Annotated in this window: 14 protein-coding genes; 3 read left to right on the forward strand and 11 right to left on the reverse strand. The window is 39.9% G+C overall.

Going from position 1 to position 13,830, the window contains the following annotated elements; genetic code table 11:
- Positions 1-62 precede the first annotated feature (62 nt).
- The gene (locus QPX86_RS06020) at positions 63-722 is read left to right on the forward strand and encodes a DsrE family protein (RefSeq protein WP_285164638.1); all 660 of its coding nucleotides are present in this window, start codon (positions 63-65) and stop codon (positions 720-722) included.
- 75 nt (positions 723-797) lie between these two features.
- Here the strand turns inward: QPX86_RS06020 and QPX86_RS06025 are convergent, their stop codons facing one another.
- The 6 genes from QPX86_RS06025 to QPX86_RS06055 form a co-directional block, all read right to left on the reverse strand.
- The gene (locus QPX86_RS06025) at positions 798-1,607 is read right to left on the reverse strand and encodes a RecX family transcriptional regulator (RefSeq protein WP_285164639.1); all 810 of its coding nucleotides are present in this window, start codon (positions 1,605-1,607) and stop codon (positions 798-800) included.
- 102 nt (positions 1,608-1,709) lie between these two features.
- A complete protein-coding gene (locus QPX86_RS06030; protein ID WP_259651187.1) occupies positions 1,710-1,838 on the reverse strand; it encodes a hypothetical protein in 129 nt (42 codons plus the stop codon).
- A 296-nt stretch (positions 1,839-2,134) separates the two neighbouring features.
- Entirely contained in the window at positions 2,135-2,782 is a 648-nt protein-coding gene (locus tag QPX86_RS06035) for a DUF2913 family protein (protein WP_220751590.1), read from the reverse strand.
- 169 nt (positions 2,783-2,951) lie between these two features.
- Positions 2,952-3,587 carry a peroxiredoxin-like family protein gene (locus QPX86_RS06040; RefSeq protein WP_285164640.1) on the reverse strand — a complete coding sequence of 212 codons (636 nt, stop codon included), beginning with the start codon at positions 3,585-3,587 and terminating at the stop codon, positions 2,952-2,954.
- Positions 3,588-4,033: 446 nt separating this feature from the next.
- Positions 4,034-5,335 carry a DEAD/DEAH box helicase gene (locus QPX86_RS06050; protein WP_285164641.1) on the reverse strand — a complete coding sequence of 434 codons (1,302 nt, stop codon included), beginning with the start codon at positions 5,333-5,335 and terminating at the stop codon, positions 4,034-4,036.
- Positions 5,336-5,619: 284 nt separating this feature from the next.
- Positions 5,620-7,404 (reverse strand): aminopeptidase P family protein, encoded by a 1,785-nt coding sequence (locus tag QPX86_RS06055; protein ID WP_285164642.1) that lies wholly within the window; start codon positions 7,402-7,404, stop codon positions 5,620-5,622.
- 221 nt (positions 7,405-7,625) lie between these two features.
- Here QPX86_RS06055 and QPX86_RS06060 point away from each other — a divergent pair, with 221 nt between their 5' ends.
- The gene (locus QPX86_RS06060; protein ID WP_220751598.1) at positions 7,626-8,840 is read left to right on the forward strand and encodes a M24 family metallopeptidase; all 1,215 of its coding nucleotides are present in this window, start codon (positions 7,626-7,628) and stop codon (positions 8,838-8,840) included.
- A 129-nt stretch (positions 8,841-8,969) separates the two neighbouring features.
- On the opposite strand, the gene QPX86_RS06065 is transcribed toward QPX86_RS06060, so the two are convergent.
- The 5 genes from QPX86_RS06065 to QPX86_RS06085 all read right to left on the reverse strand — a co-directional run bounded on the left by QPX86_RS06065 (position 8,970) and on the right by QPX86_RS06085 (position 12,637).
- Positions 8,970-9,440 (reverse strand): FKBP-type peptidyl-prolyl cis-trans isomerase, encoded by a 471-nt coding sequence (locus tag QPX86_RS06065; protein WP_220751600.1) that lies wholly within the window; start codon positions 9,438-9,440, stop codon positions 8,970-8,972.
- A 221-nt stretch (positions 9,441-9,661) separates the two neighbouring features.
- Positions 9,662-9,997, reverse strand: coding sequence for a DUF1294 domain-containing protein (locus QPX86_RS06070; protein ID WP_220751602.1), 336 nt, complete (start codon positions 9,995-9,997; stop codon positions 9,662-9,664).
- A gap of 96 nt (positions 9,998-10,093) precedes the next feature.
- Positions 10,094-10,708 carry a YceI family protein gene (locus QPX86_RS06075; RefSeq protein WP_220751604.1) on the reverse strand — a complete coding sequence of 205 codons (615 nt, stop codon included), beginning with the start codon at positions 10,706-10,708 and terminating at the stop codon, positions 10,094-10,096.
- 46 nt (positions 10,709-10,754) lie between these two features.
- The gene (locus QPX86_RS06080; protein WP_285164643.1) at positions 10,755-12,044 is read right to left on the reverse strand and encodes a DUF418 domain-containing protein; all 1,290 of its coding nucleotides are present in this window, start codon (positions 12,042-12,044) and stop codon (positions 10,755-10,757) included.
- 116 nt (positions 12,045-12,160) lie between these two features.
- Positions 12,161-12,637: a hotdog fold domain-containing protein gene (locus tag QPX86_RS06085; protein WP_285164644.1), complete on the reverse strand. Its 477-nt coding sequence runs from the start codon at positions 12,635-12,637 to the stop codon at positions 12,161-12,163.
- Between the two features lie 239 nt (positions 12,638-12,876).
- Here QPX86_RS06085 and QPX86_RS06090 point away from each other — a divergent pair, with 239 nt between their 5' ends.
- A complete protein-coding gene (locus tag QPX86_RS06090; protein WP_220751610.1) occupies positions 12,877-13,806 on the forward strand; it encodes a DUF368 domain-containing protein in 930 nt (309 codons plus the stop codon).
- Positions 13,807-13,830: the final 24 nt, after the last annotated feature.

The following is a 13,830-nucleotide window of genomic DNA, read 5'->3' on the forward strand; positions in this document are numbered from 1 at the left end:
GCGCTTCGTTTGCTATTCATAGTGGAAAATCAATCGTGTGATGACATAAATAAGGAATGTCCATGTCTGCAAGAGTTAAGCTCGGTGTTATTGGTGTTATTGGTGTTATAGGAATCGTGTTAATTGGTTTTATGCTGCCAGTTCAGGCAGGAATGGAGGTATTCAAGAATGGCACAGCAATTAAAGGTTACGGCAAAATAGCCGCAGTCGATTCTCAGCTTTCAATACCGCAAAATACGGTGTTTAAAGTGGTGTTTGATATGAGTAAAGCTGCTAATGCTGGAGAGGTTAATCGCAATTTAAATACCCTAGCGAGATTTATTAATATGCATGTGGCTGCGGGTGTAAAGCCCGAAAATATCCAATTAGCCATGGTGGTTCACGGCGCATCGGTAGCTGATTTAGCCAATGATGAATTTTACGATCAATTTTACCTAGCTAAGCAAAGTAAACAAGGGCAGCAATTAAATCAAACTAACAAATCTACAAAGACCGCAGACACAAGAGTTTCAACCGTTAATGAAGCAAAATTTGCTAATGCCAATAAAGATTTGGTGAGTCAGCTAGTTAACCACGGAGTGAAAATCTATATTTGTGGTCAGAGCGCGGCTTATTATGAATTAAATAATACATCGCTATTACCTGGTGTGGATATGGCGTTATCGGCGATGACAGCTCATGCAATATTAGCGCAGCAAGGATATAGCCTAAATCCTTTTTAGTATTGAAGTTGAAAAAGAGGTGGCTGAAAGTAATAGCTGATTCCGATCGCTTTAGCAGCTAGGGGGAATTGTTTATTAATCCTCTTCGAGACGCATTGCTTCTTTTATCTCGTCGCTACCAAAGCCTTTTCGGGATAAATAGGCGTAAGCTTTCGATTTTTCTTTGTAGTCTGATAAGTCGTAACGTTTTTTATCTAGTTGGGTTTTACAGCTCTGATAAAAGTCTATTTCTTCAGTAAGACTTAATTGATATACCGTGTCTTCAAAGTCACTGACATCTATTAAGCGCTGTTTTAACTCTTGTAAAATGACCTTCTCACCTTTGCCTTTGTTATAAAGCTTAATAATTTCAGTTTTTAAGTCTGACTTGTCAGCCTTAATAGATAATTTACTCCGCAGCGTGTCTCGTTGTGGGTGATGAGCTAAAGCGTGATCGGTTTCAGCACGAGAGAAGCCTTTGGTACTCATTTGAGCGTAAACTTTTTCTTTGTTGGTGCTGTAAAAGGTTTCAAACTTATTAAGTAATCTTGAAGCCGCCATTTCATATGTATCAACGTTTTGATTTTCGATAACTTGCTCAATCGCCTGTTCAATTTCAGAGGCCGAAACACCACGTTGTTGTAACTTTCTTTTAATCGCGCCAGTACCTATTTCATTATGAAAAGCGAGTTCGCAGTAGCGAACGGCAAAATCCTGATTGCTTTTTAGATAACCACTTTCGATAAGCTTAGCTATTACAGTGTCAATCCACTGTTGATTATCAGTTTTTCGCTCAAGTTTGCTGCGGATTTCACTAATGGTGAAATCCTGTTGGCTTAAATGCCAATAGGCACTATTAAAAACATTATCAATGGTCTTAGCTTTGCGAAGGGGTTGGCGCTGCATAACGAAATTATCTTATAAAAAGAATTCAATGGAGTGTAGCAGAACAGCGCTGTGAAGAGCACTGCCGCTAGATATGAAACTTGCTTTTCTTGGCGCTAATTATTATTTAGCTTCGCTTTTAAAATGGGATATTCCCCAGAATAAAATGCCGGTACCAGAACAAGATAAGAAAAAGAATAAACCTAAGCCGACGGGAGAGCCCCAAGACATAACAGTGTAAAGCACTTCCATGTTTCGTTTCCTTTATTGCGATAATAACTAGATTGAAGAGGATTTTTTCGATATTAATGAAATCAGTATAAGCGAGTGAATCCACAAATCCAGACTAAAAAATCAAAATCAACTTTGAAGCTGAAGTTTTAAAAAGCATGAGAAGCAAGTGGGAAAAGTTTACTAGGTGAAATAGGTGGGCTAAAAACTAGAAAGGTCGCGGATATGTAGCCACGACCTTATGGGTCAAAAGTAACTTTAATGATTTAAATATCAATACTTAATAAAGCTACTTAACTAATACTATTTATCTTAAATTACTGAACTAGAAAACAAAGCGCTTTAAGTTGGTTGTTAGGTGCAATGATATAGGTTTTATGGTGTTTGATTAGACTGGTCTTTTTGTTACCAGGGCTGACTAATAAACCTTTTTCTAGGGCTTTGGCTGCAAAATGGTTTTCATCGCCACGCACATAAATAGGCAAAGGTTTAATTAGCTTTTCACCATCAAAATGGCTTTGAAGCTGTAACTCACATACGACTAAGCTAGACTGCCCATTACCTGCCAGCTTGAGTTTAGTACTACTGTTATCTGAAAAGGCACTGTCTGAGATGACAAACCAATCTTCGTTTTCAAGTTCCGTCAGTAATTGAGTCACGCTTTGTAGTTGGGTTAACTCAGCTTGTTCAACTAGGCGATATTGCTTTGCGATACGTTCAAACAGTTGCGGCAACATAGCGCCAGCACCTTGGCTGCGAGCCATTCTTATCCAAGCTGAAATATCATCGGCGACAATTTTAGAAAAACGTTTTATTCGAAATGACTCAACCAACCATGCACATAAAAAATGGCTCTCTTGAGCAGGAGTGCGGGTGGCTTTTTGATTTTCAGCAGAATCTTGCAGAGCTTTAATGCCAGCTTCTGCAACGTCTAAAATGGCTTGGTTGTATGTTTGGGTTTGCACTATTTTTGGCACCGTTTTATTAAATTACTCCATCACGGAAGTCATCTATGATGGAGCATTGCGACTAATCTATTTTCGATGAATGTATTGTAGCAGAGGAGGTTTAATTGCCGCTACAAACTTAACTCAATGCTGATGTATATGCCGCTTAATAACGATGAACTACAGCTTATTGCTGCTGAAGTAATTTAGCTGCAGTTAAAATTAATTCAGGTGCAGGACGAACTTTGTAGTTTGGATTAATGTACTGGAAATGAACCAGTCCAGATTTGTCTGCCACGTAAACGGCAGGAACAGGAAGCACTAAACGTTTGTCACCTTCAGGTGTTGTCCATAGCGGGTTATCAACGCTTAACTTAGCTTGATACATAGAGGTTACTTTTTCGCTGGTATAAAACGCGATGCCAAATGCTTGAGATGCTGCCATTTTTTCATCGGATAATAGCAAGTAATCTAGCTCGTTATCATTGATTGATGCTTTAAGTTTCGCAGGTGAGTCAGGTGAGATACCCACTAATTGAAAACCCATTTCGATGAGTTTTGGTTCAATAGCTTTTAGCTGACCCATTTGTACATTACAAAAAGGACACCAGCCGCCACGGTAGAAAAAGAAGATAGTCGGCTTTTTAGCTGTAAGCTCTTCTAAGTTTACTTTATTGCCTTCAACATCGTGCAGATCAACGTTGGGAATTTGCTGGCCATTCATCAATGGCATAACGTGGTATTCATCACTTGCAATGGGTTTAGCCATTGAAGGGGTGCTAAATAAAGCCACTGCGGCGACTAACATAAGTTTTTTTAACATGCTGAAATCCATATTCAATTAAAAGGGATGATCTGATTGAATGTCCTAAATAGACATTTCTTATGGTTGAGCGTTACGCATCGTTCAAATTCGCTTTAACAGCGACTAGGGTCTATTGTCTTTGCTGGTTGAGTTTTGTTCGAGTTAAAACGTTTTTAGCCGAACCTTTCGGGCAGCGTATGTTGGCCATTTTTACTGCGTTATCGACTTTTTATGTAGAATAACTACACCACAAAGTCTCTACCTTGTATAAGTGGCCACAATTCGCTGCCAAAACAACCTTGAAAGATCATCAGACACTAATACTAGACCCGAGCATAGCAGTTTTTATTTCATCGAATTCGGATAAAAGTGAATGTGGATTTACTTTTTGTTATTAAGGATAAAAGCATGCAATAAAAAAGGCGCTATTAGCGCCTTTAATGAAGTCAAAACTCAAATAGAGATTACTTAAGCTTTTTGTATTTTACTGTGCTGCTAGATTTACCTACGGTAACACGGCGACCTTCCATGTTGCGCTCTGCGGCAACTTGAGCACCAGCACTATCTGAGCGCTGTTGTTTCTTAGCGAAGCTGCGACGTTTTTGAATTTGCTTGAGCAATAATTCACGACTTCCCACTTCATAGCCTGCCACTGTAATACGGCGAATTGGCTGACCGATTAGCTTTTCGATATCAGCTAAAGTGCGCTCTTCTTCACGACTTACAAATGAAATTGCAGTACCTGATTTACCCGCACGGCCGGTACGACCAATACGGTGAACATAATCTTCTGCAAGGAACGGTAAGTCGTAGTTAACGACGTAGCCAAGATTTTGAATATCTAAACCACGAGCAGCCACTTCAGTTGCGACTAACACGCGAACTTTACCTTCAACAAATTCACGTAAAGCACGGCGACGGCTACCTTGGGCTTTTTCGCCATGAACAACCGCAGATGGAATCCCATCTAAGTTTAATTCTTTGACCAATACATCTGCTGCATCACGAGTTGCTGTGAAGACGAGAACCTGCTGCCAGTTTTTAGTACCAATTAATTCAGATAACAGCTCACGTTTACGACGCTGCTCTACGGGGTAAACCACTTGGCTTACTGTTGCTGCTGTAGTGTTTTGCTTATCAGCAGTAATCACTTTTGGCTTATCAAGCATTTCGTTAGCCAGCTTTTTAACTGACGTTGAAAAGGTTGCTGAGAATAATAAGTTTTGACGCTTCTTATTAACTGCTTGGAGTATTTTTTGAATGTCAGTGCTAAAACCCATGTCTAACATACGGTCAGCTTCATCCAACACTAAAAATTCAACGTTTGAAAGGCTTAGGTTACAAGCAAGAAGATGTTCTAATAAACGGCCCGGTGTGGCGACAATAATGTCTGCACCACGTTTTAGCTTTTGCGCTTGAGTTGCAACCTTAACACCACCGTAAATGGTCAGTACTTCAATATTGATATTTTTACTGTAGTCGTTAATGTTTTCGGCAACTTGAGCGGCTAATTCGCGTGTTGGGGTAAGAATTAATGCACGAGTATTTGAATGCTGAAGTTCACGTGGATTTTCAACCATTTTTTGTAGCATAGGTAATACAAACGCTGCTGTTTTACCTGTACCGGTTTGAGCACTTGCTAGTACATCTTCACCACGACGAATTGCCGGGATAGCTTGCTGCTGAACAGGTGTCATAGTTTTATAACCGCAATCAGCGATCGCACTTAATATTTCTGGGGCGAAGCTAAAAGATTCAAATTTCATCGGTAGATATTCCTATGGTAATCACGTTATTCAACAGTTTAAATGCTTGCCGATTGTAGATAGAAGTATAACGGCTATTACAAGCGGCGGCGGAGTATAACAAATAAAATTGATTAATTCTTAACTTAATTTTTAACAAACTGGTTTAGTTGATTAATCAGGGTTTTAATTATGCTTTGTTCGGTTAGAAATCACCTCAAATGTTGGCATAAAAAAGCCAAGCTTTAACTAGCTTGGCTCTCTAAATGGTTAACTTTTATTTACTGAACTCAGTTCAGCAGTGATTAAATGGCTTGAGTCACTTGAGTTAGCCACTCTAAATCTTTGCCTTGCATCAATGGCGAAATCGTTTTGAATACTAGAGCGTGATACTGATTAAACCAATTAATTTCAGCTTCAGTGAGTAATGATTTATCAACTAAGCGCTTATCCATTGGGATAAGTGTAAGTGCATCAAACTCCATCATTTCTCTTTCAGAATTTACAAGCTTCGACGGCACGATGGCAACTAAGTTTTCAATACGGATCCCAAACTCATCTGCGCGGTAGTAACCTGGCTCGTTTGACAGCACCATACCAGGTACCAATGCCACGTTATTAACATTCTTACCGATACGTTGCGGGCCTTCATGAACACTTAAGAAGTGTCCAACACCATGACCTGTACCATGGTCATAATCAAAACCATGTTGCCATAAGTACTGGCGAGCAAAGCCATCAAGCTGTTGACCTGACGTGCCTTTAGGAAATTTTGCTTGGTCTAATGCAATATGACCTTTTAATACCAGAGTGAACATTTTTTGTTGCTCAGCAGTGACATGGCCAATCGCCACTGTACGGGTCACGTCTGTTGTACCATCAATATATTGTGCGCCTGAATCAACAAGGTAAATGCTGTCCATGGCCATTTTACTTGGGGTGCCATCAAGGTGATTGTAATGGCACATAGCGCCATTGCCACCAGTGGCTGAAATGGTGTCAAAGCTTGGCTCACGATAAAGCGGGTCAGTTAAACGAAATGATTCAAGTTTGTCAGCAAGCTCAGCTTCGTCATGCATGACATTGGCAGCCACTTCTCGGTCAAGCCACGCAAGGAAACGGCTGACGGCAACGCCATCTCTAACATGGCTTTCACGCATACCATTAAGCTCGGCCGCATTTTTTTGTGCCTTAGGTAGTGCCACAGGATCGCTACCAGCAATCAAGATTGCCCCGGCGTTTTGGGCTGTGAGTTGGCTCCAAGCGTTGGCGGTATTAGGGTCTGCAAGTAATTTAACCCCTTCTAACTGCGCAAGCGCATCGGCAAGTAATGACTCATCTTTAAACTCAACACCAGTGCCAACATGTTCTTTAAAACCTTCAGGCAGTTTATTAATGTCAGCAAATAAGGTTGTATCGCCATTAGCTGATAACAATGCACAACCTAAAGTGACAGGTAATCTAGGTACATCGCTACCGCGAATATTCAATAACCAGCAAAATGAATCTAATGCCGATATCAGCGCCATGTCTGCGCCTTCTTTCTCAACCAATTTTCCAATTTGCTGGCGTTTATCTAAACTGTTGCGACCAGCGCCTTCATGACTAAACAAGGTAATCAGTTCACTTGAAAGAGTGGGGCGGTCATGCCAATGGATATCAATCGGGTTTTCATCAACACAAACTAAGCTTAAGTTGGCTTTAGTGAGTTTTTGCTCAGCTTGTTGATACCAAGCTAAAGTGTGTAAACGACTGTCGATGCCGACTCTTTTTCCTTCGCCCAGTTGCTCAATCAACCACTCGATTTGCGGTGTATCATATAAGCTTTGGTAGCTAAATAATTCGCCATTTACTTGCTGTTTAACTTGAACCGTGTAGCGACCGTCAATGAAGATTGCAGCACTGTCTTTTAATACGATGGCCATGCCAGCAGAACCGGTAAAATCAGTAGCCCAAAGTAAGCGTTCGTTACGCTCAGGAACATATTCACCGAGGTATTCATCAGCTCTAGGAATAATGAATGCATCTAGATTGTTTTTAGTAAGCTCTTGACGAATAGCGTTAAGGCGCTGGTTAATGATCTCTGACATGATGACTCCATGAAGGTTGCTGATTGGCTCAGTCTTATTAAGGAAGGGCGATTATCGCAATTGCGTTAGGCTATTTGCAAGTAAAGAACTTGCAAGCAGTTCTGTTACTGTACTGATAATCTTGTAAACATATTTTATAACTTTATATTGTATACATTTTTGATTTGCAGTTTACACTATGACAAATATCTCTTCATTACTTAACTTTTTTGGAGTCATTTATGACCATCGGTGTCGGTATTCAAACCCCAGAACAAGCGTTAGCCAGTTTGTCTGATATGACCACAGATGTTGCCAGCATTGGGTTGCATGAATTTGAACAACGTATTGCTAAAGCCCAAAGCTTAATGCAGCAACAAGGTATTGCAGCAATCTATATTAATGCTGGTACTAATTTGTACTATTTCACCGGTACTAAATGGTACGCCAGCGAGCGTGTTGTGGGTGCGATTATCCCTGCAAATGGTGATGTTGAGTACATTGCACCTGCTTTTGAGCTAGATACCTTAGAAGGCTATATGGCGATTAAAGGCAAGGTTAATACGTGGCAAGAAGACGAAAGCCCATATGATTTATTTGCTCAAACTCTAACAAATATGGGCATTGAATCAGGTAAAATTGGCATAGATGAATCCACCGCCTTTTTTATCTTTGATGGAATGCGACTTGCTAACGACAAGCTAAATTACATTAATGCCAAAAGCATCACTGCTGGCTGCCGAATGATTAAATCAGCAGCTGAAATTGCTTTACTTCAACGCGCTAAAGATATGACCTTAGCGGTACATGTGGCTGCGGCGAGCATGCTTTATGAAGGGATTACGACTGCAGAGGTGGAAGCCTTTATCCATGAAGCGCATAAACGTGTTGGCGCACCTGCAGGCTCATATTTCTGTATTGTGTTATTTGGCGAAGATACCGCATACCCGCATGGGGTTAAATCACCTAAAACCCTCGATAAAAATGACACAGTATTGATTGATACAGGTTGTCAGTTAGGTGGTTATAACTCAGATATTACTCGTACTTATGTGTTTGGTGAGCCAAGTGAACGTCAGCGCAACTTATGGGTACTTGAGCAACAAGCACAACTCGCTGGGTTTGCTGCAGCGCAAATTGGCCAAACGTGTGCCAGCGTTGATAAAGCTGCTAGAGCAGTGATAGTAGATGCGGGTTTTGGTCCAGGATACGATGTACCAGGTTTACCTCATCGCACAGGGCATGGCGTTGGTTTGGACATTCATGAGTGGCCTTATCTTGTATTAAATGATCAAACGCCACTTGAAGCAGGTATGTGTTTCAGCAATGAGCCCATGTTATGTGTACCCGGGGAGTTTGGTGTACGCCATGAAGATCATTTCTATATGACTGAGTCTGGCCCAGTGTGGTTTACCCAGCCAGCTAAATCGATTGATGACCCTTTTTATTTAGGCTGATTTATTGCAGACTTTGTATTTAAATAAGAGGTTAGATTTAAATAAGAAAGTAGATTTGAGCAAACCACAGTCATAAAAATGCCCGATTGGTTAAGCCAATCGGGCATTTTCATTAAGTAGAATAATTGATTAGTTAATGGCTAAAAGCTCAACTTCAAAAATCAGTACAGAACCGCCTTCAATTTTACCTGCAGCGCGATTGCCGTAAGCTAATGTGCTTGGTACAAAAAACTTAAATTTGTCGCCTACATTCATTAACTGTACGCCTTCAGTCCAGCCAGGGATTACGCGATTAAGCGGGAAATCAATACTTTCACCACGGTCAACCGAGCTATCAAAAATCGTCCCATCGATTAATGTGCCATGATAATGAACGGTAACAGTATCAGTAGCTTTAGGGTATTCACTACCTTCGCCTTTATGCATCACAAGATACTGCAAGCCAGAAAGCGTGGTGATAACCCCTTCTTTTTCTTGGTTCTCAAGTAAGAAAGCATTGCCTTTAGTTATGTTTTCTTGGGCTGCTTTTTTATTGTTTGATTGAGTGAAAAAGTAAAAAATGAGTCCTGCTATCACGCATACTGCCAAAACGACTTTCATAGTATTGATTCCTATGTATATTTTTATGTTTATATCGCTGAAAAGCTAAAGGTTGTAGCTGAGCTACCAGTGAGCTTGCTTGTATTATTAGCTTTCGATATAAACGCTTGTAGATAATCTAGTTATGCATGTTACTGATTGAATTTAGCAGGGTAAAGCGAAAGCTTGAAATCTTGTGCTTAGGTTTTATCAGACCGTGAATTTATTAGCGGAATGTGACATTATTGAGTGAAAAAGGTGATGTAAGCCATCAAGGATGCGAAAGAAAAATTCAGTAAAATCATCAAGCGGTAAATCCATTTAAAAGGTGTTTTTTGGGTTTTATGACGAAACACTTCCTGAGCCACAATCCCAGCTGGCCATCCACCAATAAGTGCAAATCCATGGAGTGTTTGTTCCTGAATACGCCATTTTTGCTTACTGGCGGCACGTTTATCACGCCAAGTGATGAAGGCACTGATAACGTTAACTGCTACTAAGTAGTAACCTAAATTAATTGAAACCATAAAACCAACCACTAACATGATGGTTAAACTAATAAGACCGAAAATTTTCATATTGGGTTCTTCATTTTATTTTCTAAACTAATTTTCTAAGGAATAGCCTCTAAAAGCTAGTCTGAACTTTTAAAATGACACAATAGTTGATTAAAGCTACTTTAAAAACTCAGCATAAATCTCTAAATCGATTTCATCACCGACAATAGGAATATAACTGCTCATACCAAAGTCAGATCGTTTTATTTGTCCAACAGCACTAAAGCCAACGGTATACTTTCCTGTCATCCAGTTATCAGCGCCGCCATGAAATGTTGCTTTAAACGTGACTGGCTTTGTCACTCCACGCAAGGTTAAATCGCCGCTGAAGTTAAAACTGGTATCAGAGATAGGTGTAACGGTGTGGCTTGTAAATACAGCTTGAGGGAACTTGGCACTGTAAAACCAAGTGTCTTCTTGTAATGTCTCGGCTAAGTCAGGATTATTAATATCGATAGAGTTTATTTCAACAACAGCGTTGAGAGTGGCAGCTGCCATATTGTTAGGGTCAAAGTTAAGCTCAGCGTCAAATTGATTAAAGCGGCCCACATAGGTTGATAAACCAAGGTGCTGGATTTTAAATATTAACGCAGCGTGGTTTTCATCTAATTGATATTCACCAGATTGCAGTTCTACTAACTCAGACTCAACGCTAGGCGCAACCCAGCTCACACAGCTAGTTAAAGATAATAGTGCAATACCGGTTATCAATAATTTTGTTAATGGATTCATGCGCCTTCCTTGATATAGTTATTCGCTATGTATATCAACTTACAGATTATTGACGAACAGCATTGTTCATCACCAGCTTGCGCCATAACGCTTCTAACGGACCTTGTGTAAAGTAACGAAGATACATTGGCGCTAACACTAACTGTAACAGTGTTATGACCATTGCGATAAGGAAATAGTCGACTCTATTCAATGTCATATATAAGTCGGCTGAATAATGATTGATGCCATATCGAAATATCGCCACGCCAATTAGAGATTGTAGGATATAACAGCTAAAGGCGAGTTTACCTACGGCTTGAAACGAAGAGAGGGCGTGATGACTGTTTTGGCAGACCTTTACCACCAAATGAATGTAAATGAGTGCCATAGCGAATGCACTTAGCATCATTAATACAGACGAAAACTCGACTAGAACAGGACTTGCTGAAAAGCTCAATACTGAGTCAATACTTGATAAAATGACCGTCACTAAAATACACTTTAAAATTGTATTTTTATCTAAGCCATATTCAAACACACCTTGCTGATACAGTGCCATTCCCCACATCATTAACCCAGCAGCAAACCACATTAGAGTAAGTGGAATAATCAGCAACATAAAGCCTACTTGCATCAATTGCAGTAACACAATATCCATATAACCTGATGACCAGTCGTTGAGTTGCTGCAGGTGTAATTCTGAGCCTCTAAAATATTGCTCATCTTCTATCGCTAAACTAAATAACGCCACCAAAGCTAATGCGGCAAAGATGAACTGGCTGGCGCGTTTTTTAATCGTGTTTATATCTGAATTGATATAATTAAGTGCTAAAAATGCGCTGATACCATAAGTCAGTAAGATATCGCCACCCCAGATGAAAACTCCATGGAGTAACCCAAACACTATTAGCCATTTTAAGCGCTTTTTAATTAATGGATAAGCGGGTAATCCATTTGCTTCAAAGCGGCGGTATTGAATTAATAACCCTGCTCCAAACAATATTGATAGTAAGCTTAAAAACCGTCCTTCAAGGAAGAAGTTACTAAATATCTCTAGTATTTTGTCAGATTGAATTTGTGGTAAATGAGGTGCGTAGCCGTAAAAACTGTCATTCATGAAAAAGATATTCATGAATAAGATACCCAATATGGCAATGCCTCTAAGTGCATCTATATTGGTATTACGATTGCCATGACTTTCGTTAATCGTATTAGTTCGTTGGTTAAATGGGTCAGCAGTTATATTTGCTGCTGTACTAGGACTTTTATTAGTGATTGTATTGGAGGTTGTATTAGTTTTAGCAGCAACAGAGGGCTTACTAATATGAGCTGCAGAATCCTTTTCGCTAATCATATCTTTATTTTTATTATGTTTTTTAAGTGGTAGTAAACAGAAAGCCTAACAGCCTGAGATTAAAAAAGATACAGGGTTAAGCTTTCGGAAAGGGGTGAAGTTTCAGGTTGTCTGAGTTACTTTTGTGGTTTTTCAGAAATCCATAATTTGATGGTGCCTTTTACCACGACATTACCGTCAGTATCGTATGCATTTACTGGGACTAATAAGTCACCGACTTGCCATTGCTCAGGAGTTACTTCAGCGACACATAAAATATCACTGCCTGCTTTAGCTGTGTAATCCACAGACATCCCTTTAGGTATCCAACGAAGATGTTTTGGTACTGAAGCTTCAGCCATAACCCCCATTGCCATTTCTAAGCCGTTACAAATCGCAATCACATGTACGGTTTGAATGTGGTTATGAACTGCTTTGCGCTTTTTAATTAAACAAGCACAGCGATTTTCTTTAAGTTCGGTCACAAGTGGTTTTACGGTGGCAAAGTAGGGCGCCATTCTCGAGACCATGATTGAAAAAATCTTATGCCCAAAAGGGTACTTAGTGACTTTATTGTATAAAGCTAATACGTGGTTGGGTTTTGTGCTGCTCATATCAATCCTTCTCTTATTAGAATTATTTTAACATCTGGTCTGATGAGTTGTTTGGGCTTTAGCTTAACATTCTTGTAACCGATTGCACATAAGCGAATTAAATTGAAAAAAGATTAATTAGTTTCAGGCAAAGTTGCAGGTATAATTCGGCTAAACACTTTTGGCACTTCTGACATTTTTGCTTGTCACAACACCAGATATTTAAAATTTAGTTTCAGATGTTTGATTAAGGATTGGCTTTGCAGCAACTATTAAATTATTTCAAGGGAATGGCGATGGGGGCAGCTGATGTTGTGCCAGGTGTATCGGGCGGCACAATTGCGTTTATTACTGGGATTTTAGAGCCTTTATTAGATGGGATTAAAAAGATTAATCCGTCGCTATTCGGCATTGTAAAACAACAAGGCGTAAAAGCGGCATTTATGCACATTAATGGCCCATTTTTGGTGGCCGTATTTGGCGGGATCCTCACCAGCATATTTAGCCTTGCTAAGCTTATTTCATGGTTATTAACTAATCACCCTGTACCAGTTTGGTCGTTCTTTTTTGGCTTAATCTTGTTTTCTGTTATTCACATGCTCAAACAAGTCAAAAGCATCAACCTATTGCGTTGTGTCTTATTCGTTTTAGGTGTTGCCTTTGCATGGTTTATTACGGTGTTAAATCCAATAGAATTGGATGCTGGTTACCTTAATTTCTTCTTTGCTGGTTGTATCGCGATTTGTGCGATGATTTTACCGGGCATCTCCGGCAGCTTCATTTTATTACTGTTAGGGCTATACCCAGCGGTGCTAGCAGCAGCAAGAAGCTTTGATATCTTGCTACTTGCATGTTTTGCTCTTGGTTGTGTCGTCGGTCTACTAAGCTTCAGCCATGTGTTATCTGCCATGTTACGTAAATTCCATGATGAAACCTTGTTGTTTCTAACGGGGCTAATGCTAGGAACACTTGGTAAAATTTGGCCTTGGAAAGAAGTGCTCACTTGGCGCGAAAACTCTAAAGGTGAGCAAGTGCCTTTACTGGAGCACAATATTTCTCCGATGCAATTTGAGCAATTAACAGGTCATTCATCGCAATTAACTACTGCCATCGTGTGTCTATTGTTGGGAATAGGCTTAGTTTGGGGCTTAGAGAAATTTGGTGAGCATTCAGCTCAAAAAGAGTCTTAATTCATCTTCACTTATTTCAAACTC

The sequence above is a fragment of the Shewanella goraebulensis genome (assembly GCF_030252245.1).
Taxonomy (GTDB): Bacteria; Pseudomonadota; Gammaproteobacteria; order Enterobacterales; family Shewanellaceae; genus Shewanella; species Shewanella goraebulensis.

Coding starts and splice junctions, on each gene's coding strand:
- QPX86_RS06020 (WP_285164638.1), top strand. CDS start 63: ATGTCTGCAAGAGTTAAGCTCGGTGTTATTGGTGTTATTGGTGTTATA.
- QPX86_RS06025 (WP_285164639.1), bottom strand. CDS start 1,607: ATGCAGCGCCAACCCCTTCGCAAAGCTAAGACCATTGATAATGTTTTT.
- QPX86_RS06030 (WP_259651187.1), bottom strand. CDS start 1,838: ATGGAAGTGCTTTACACTGTTATGTCTTGGGGCTCTCCCGTCGGCTTA.
- QPX86_RS06040 (WP_285164640.1), bottom strand. CDS start 3,587: ATGTTAAAAAAACTTATGTTAGTCGCCGCAGTGGCTTTATTTAGCACC.
- QPX86_RS06050 (WP_285164641.1), bottom strand. CDS start 5,335: ATGAAATTTGAATCTTTTAGCTTCGCCCCAGAAATATTAAGTGCGATC.
- QPX86_RS06055 (WP_285164642.1), bottom strand. CDS start 7,404: ATGTCAGAGATCATTAACCAGCGCCTTAACGCTATTCGTCAAGAGCTT.
- QPX86_RS06060 (WP_220751598.1), top strand. CDS start 7,626: ATGACCATCGGTGTCGGTATTCAAACCCCAGAACAAGCGTTAGCCAGT.
- QPX86_RS06065 (WP_220751600.1), bottom strand. CDS start 9,440: ATGAAAGTCGTTTTGGCAGTATGCGTGATAGCAGGACTCATTTTTTAC.
- QPX86_RS06070 (WP_220751602.1), bottom strand. CDS start 9,997: ATGAAAATTTTCGGTCTTATTAGTTTAACCATCATGTTAGTGGTTGGT.
- QPX86_RS06075 (WP_220751604.1), bottom strand. CDS start 10,708: ATGAATCCATTAACAAAATTATTGATAACCGGTATTGCACTATTATCT.
- QPX86_RS06080 (WP_285164643.1), bottom strand. CDS start 12,044: ATGATTAGCGAAAAGGATTCTGCAGCTCATATTAGTAAGCCCTCTGTT.
- QPX86_RS06085 (WP_285164644.1), bottom strand. CDS start 12,637: ATGAGCAGCACAAAACCCAACCACGTATTAGCTTTATACAATAAAGTC.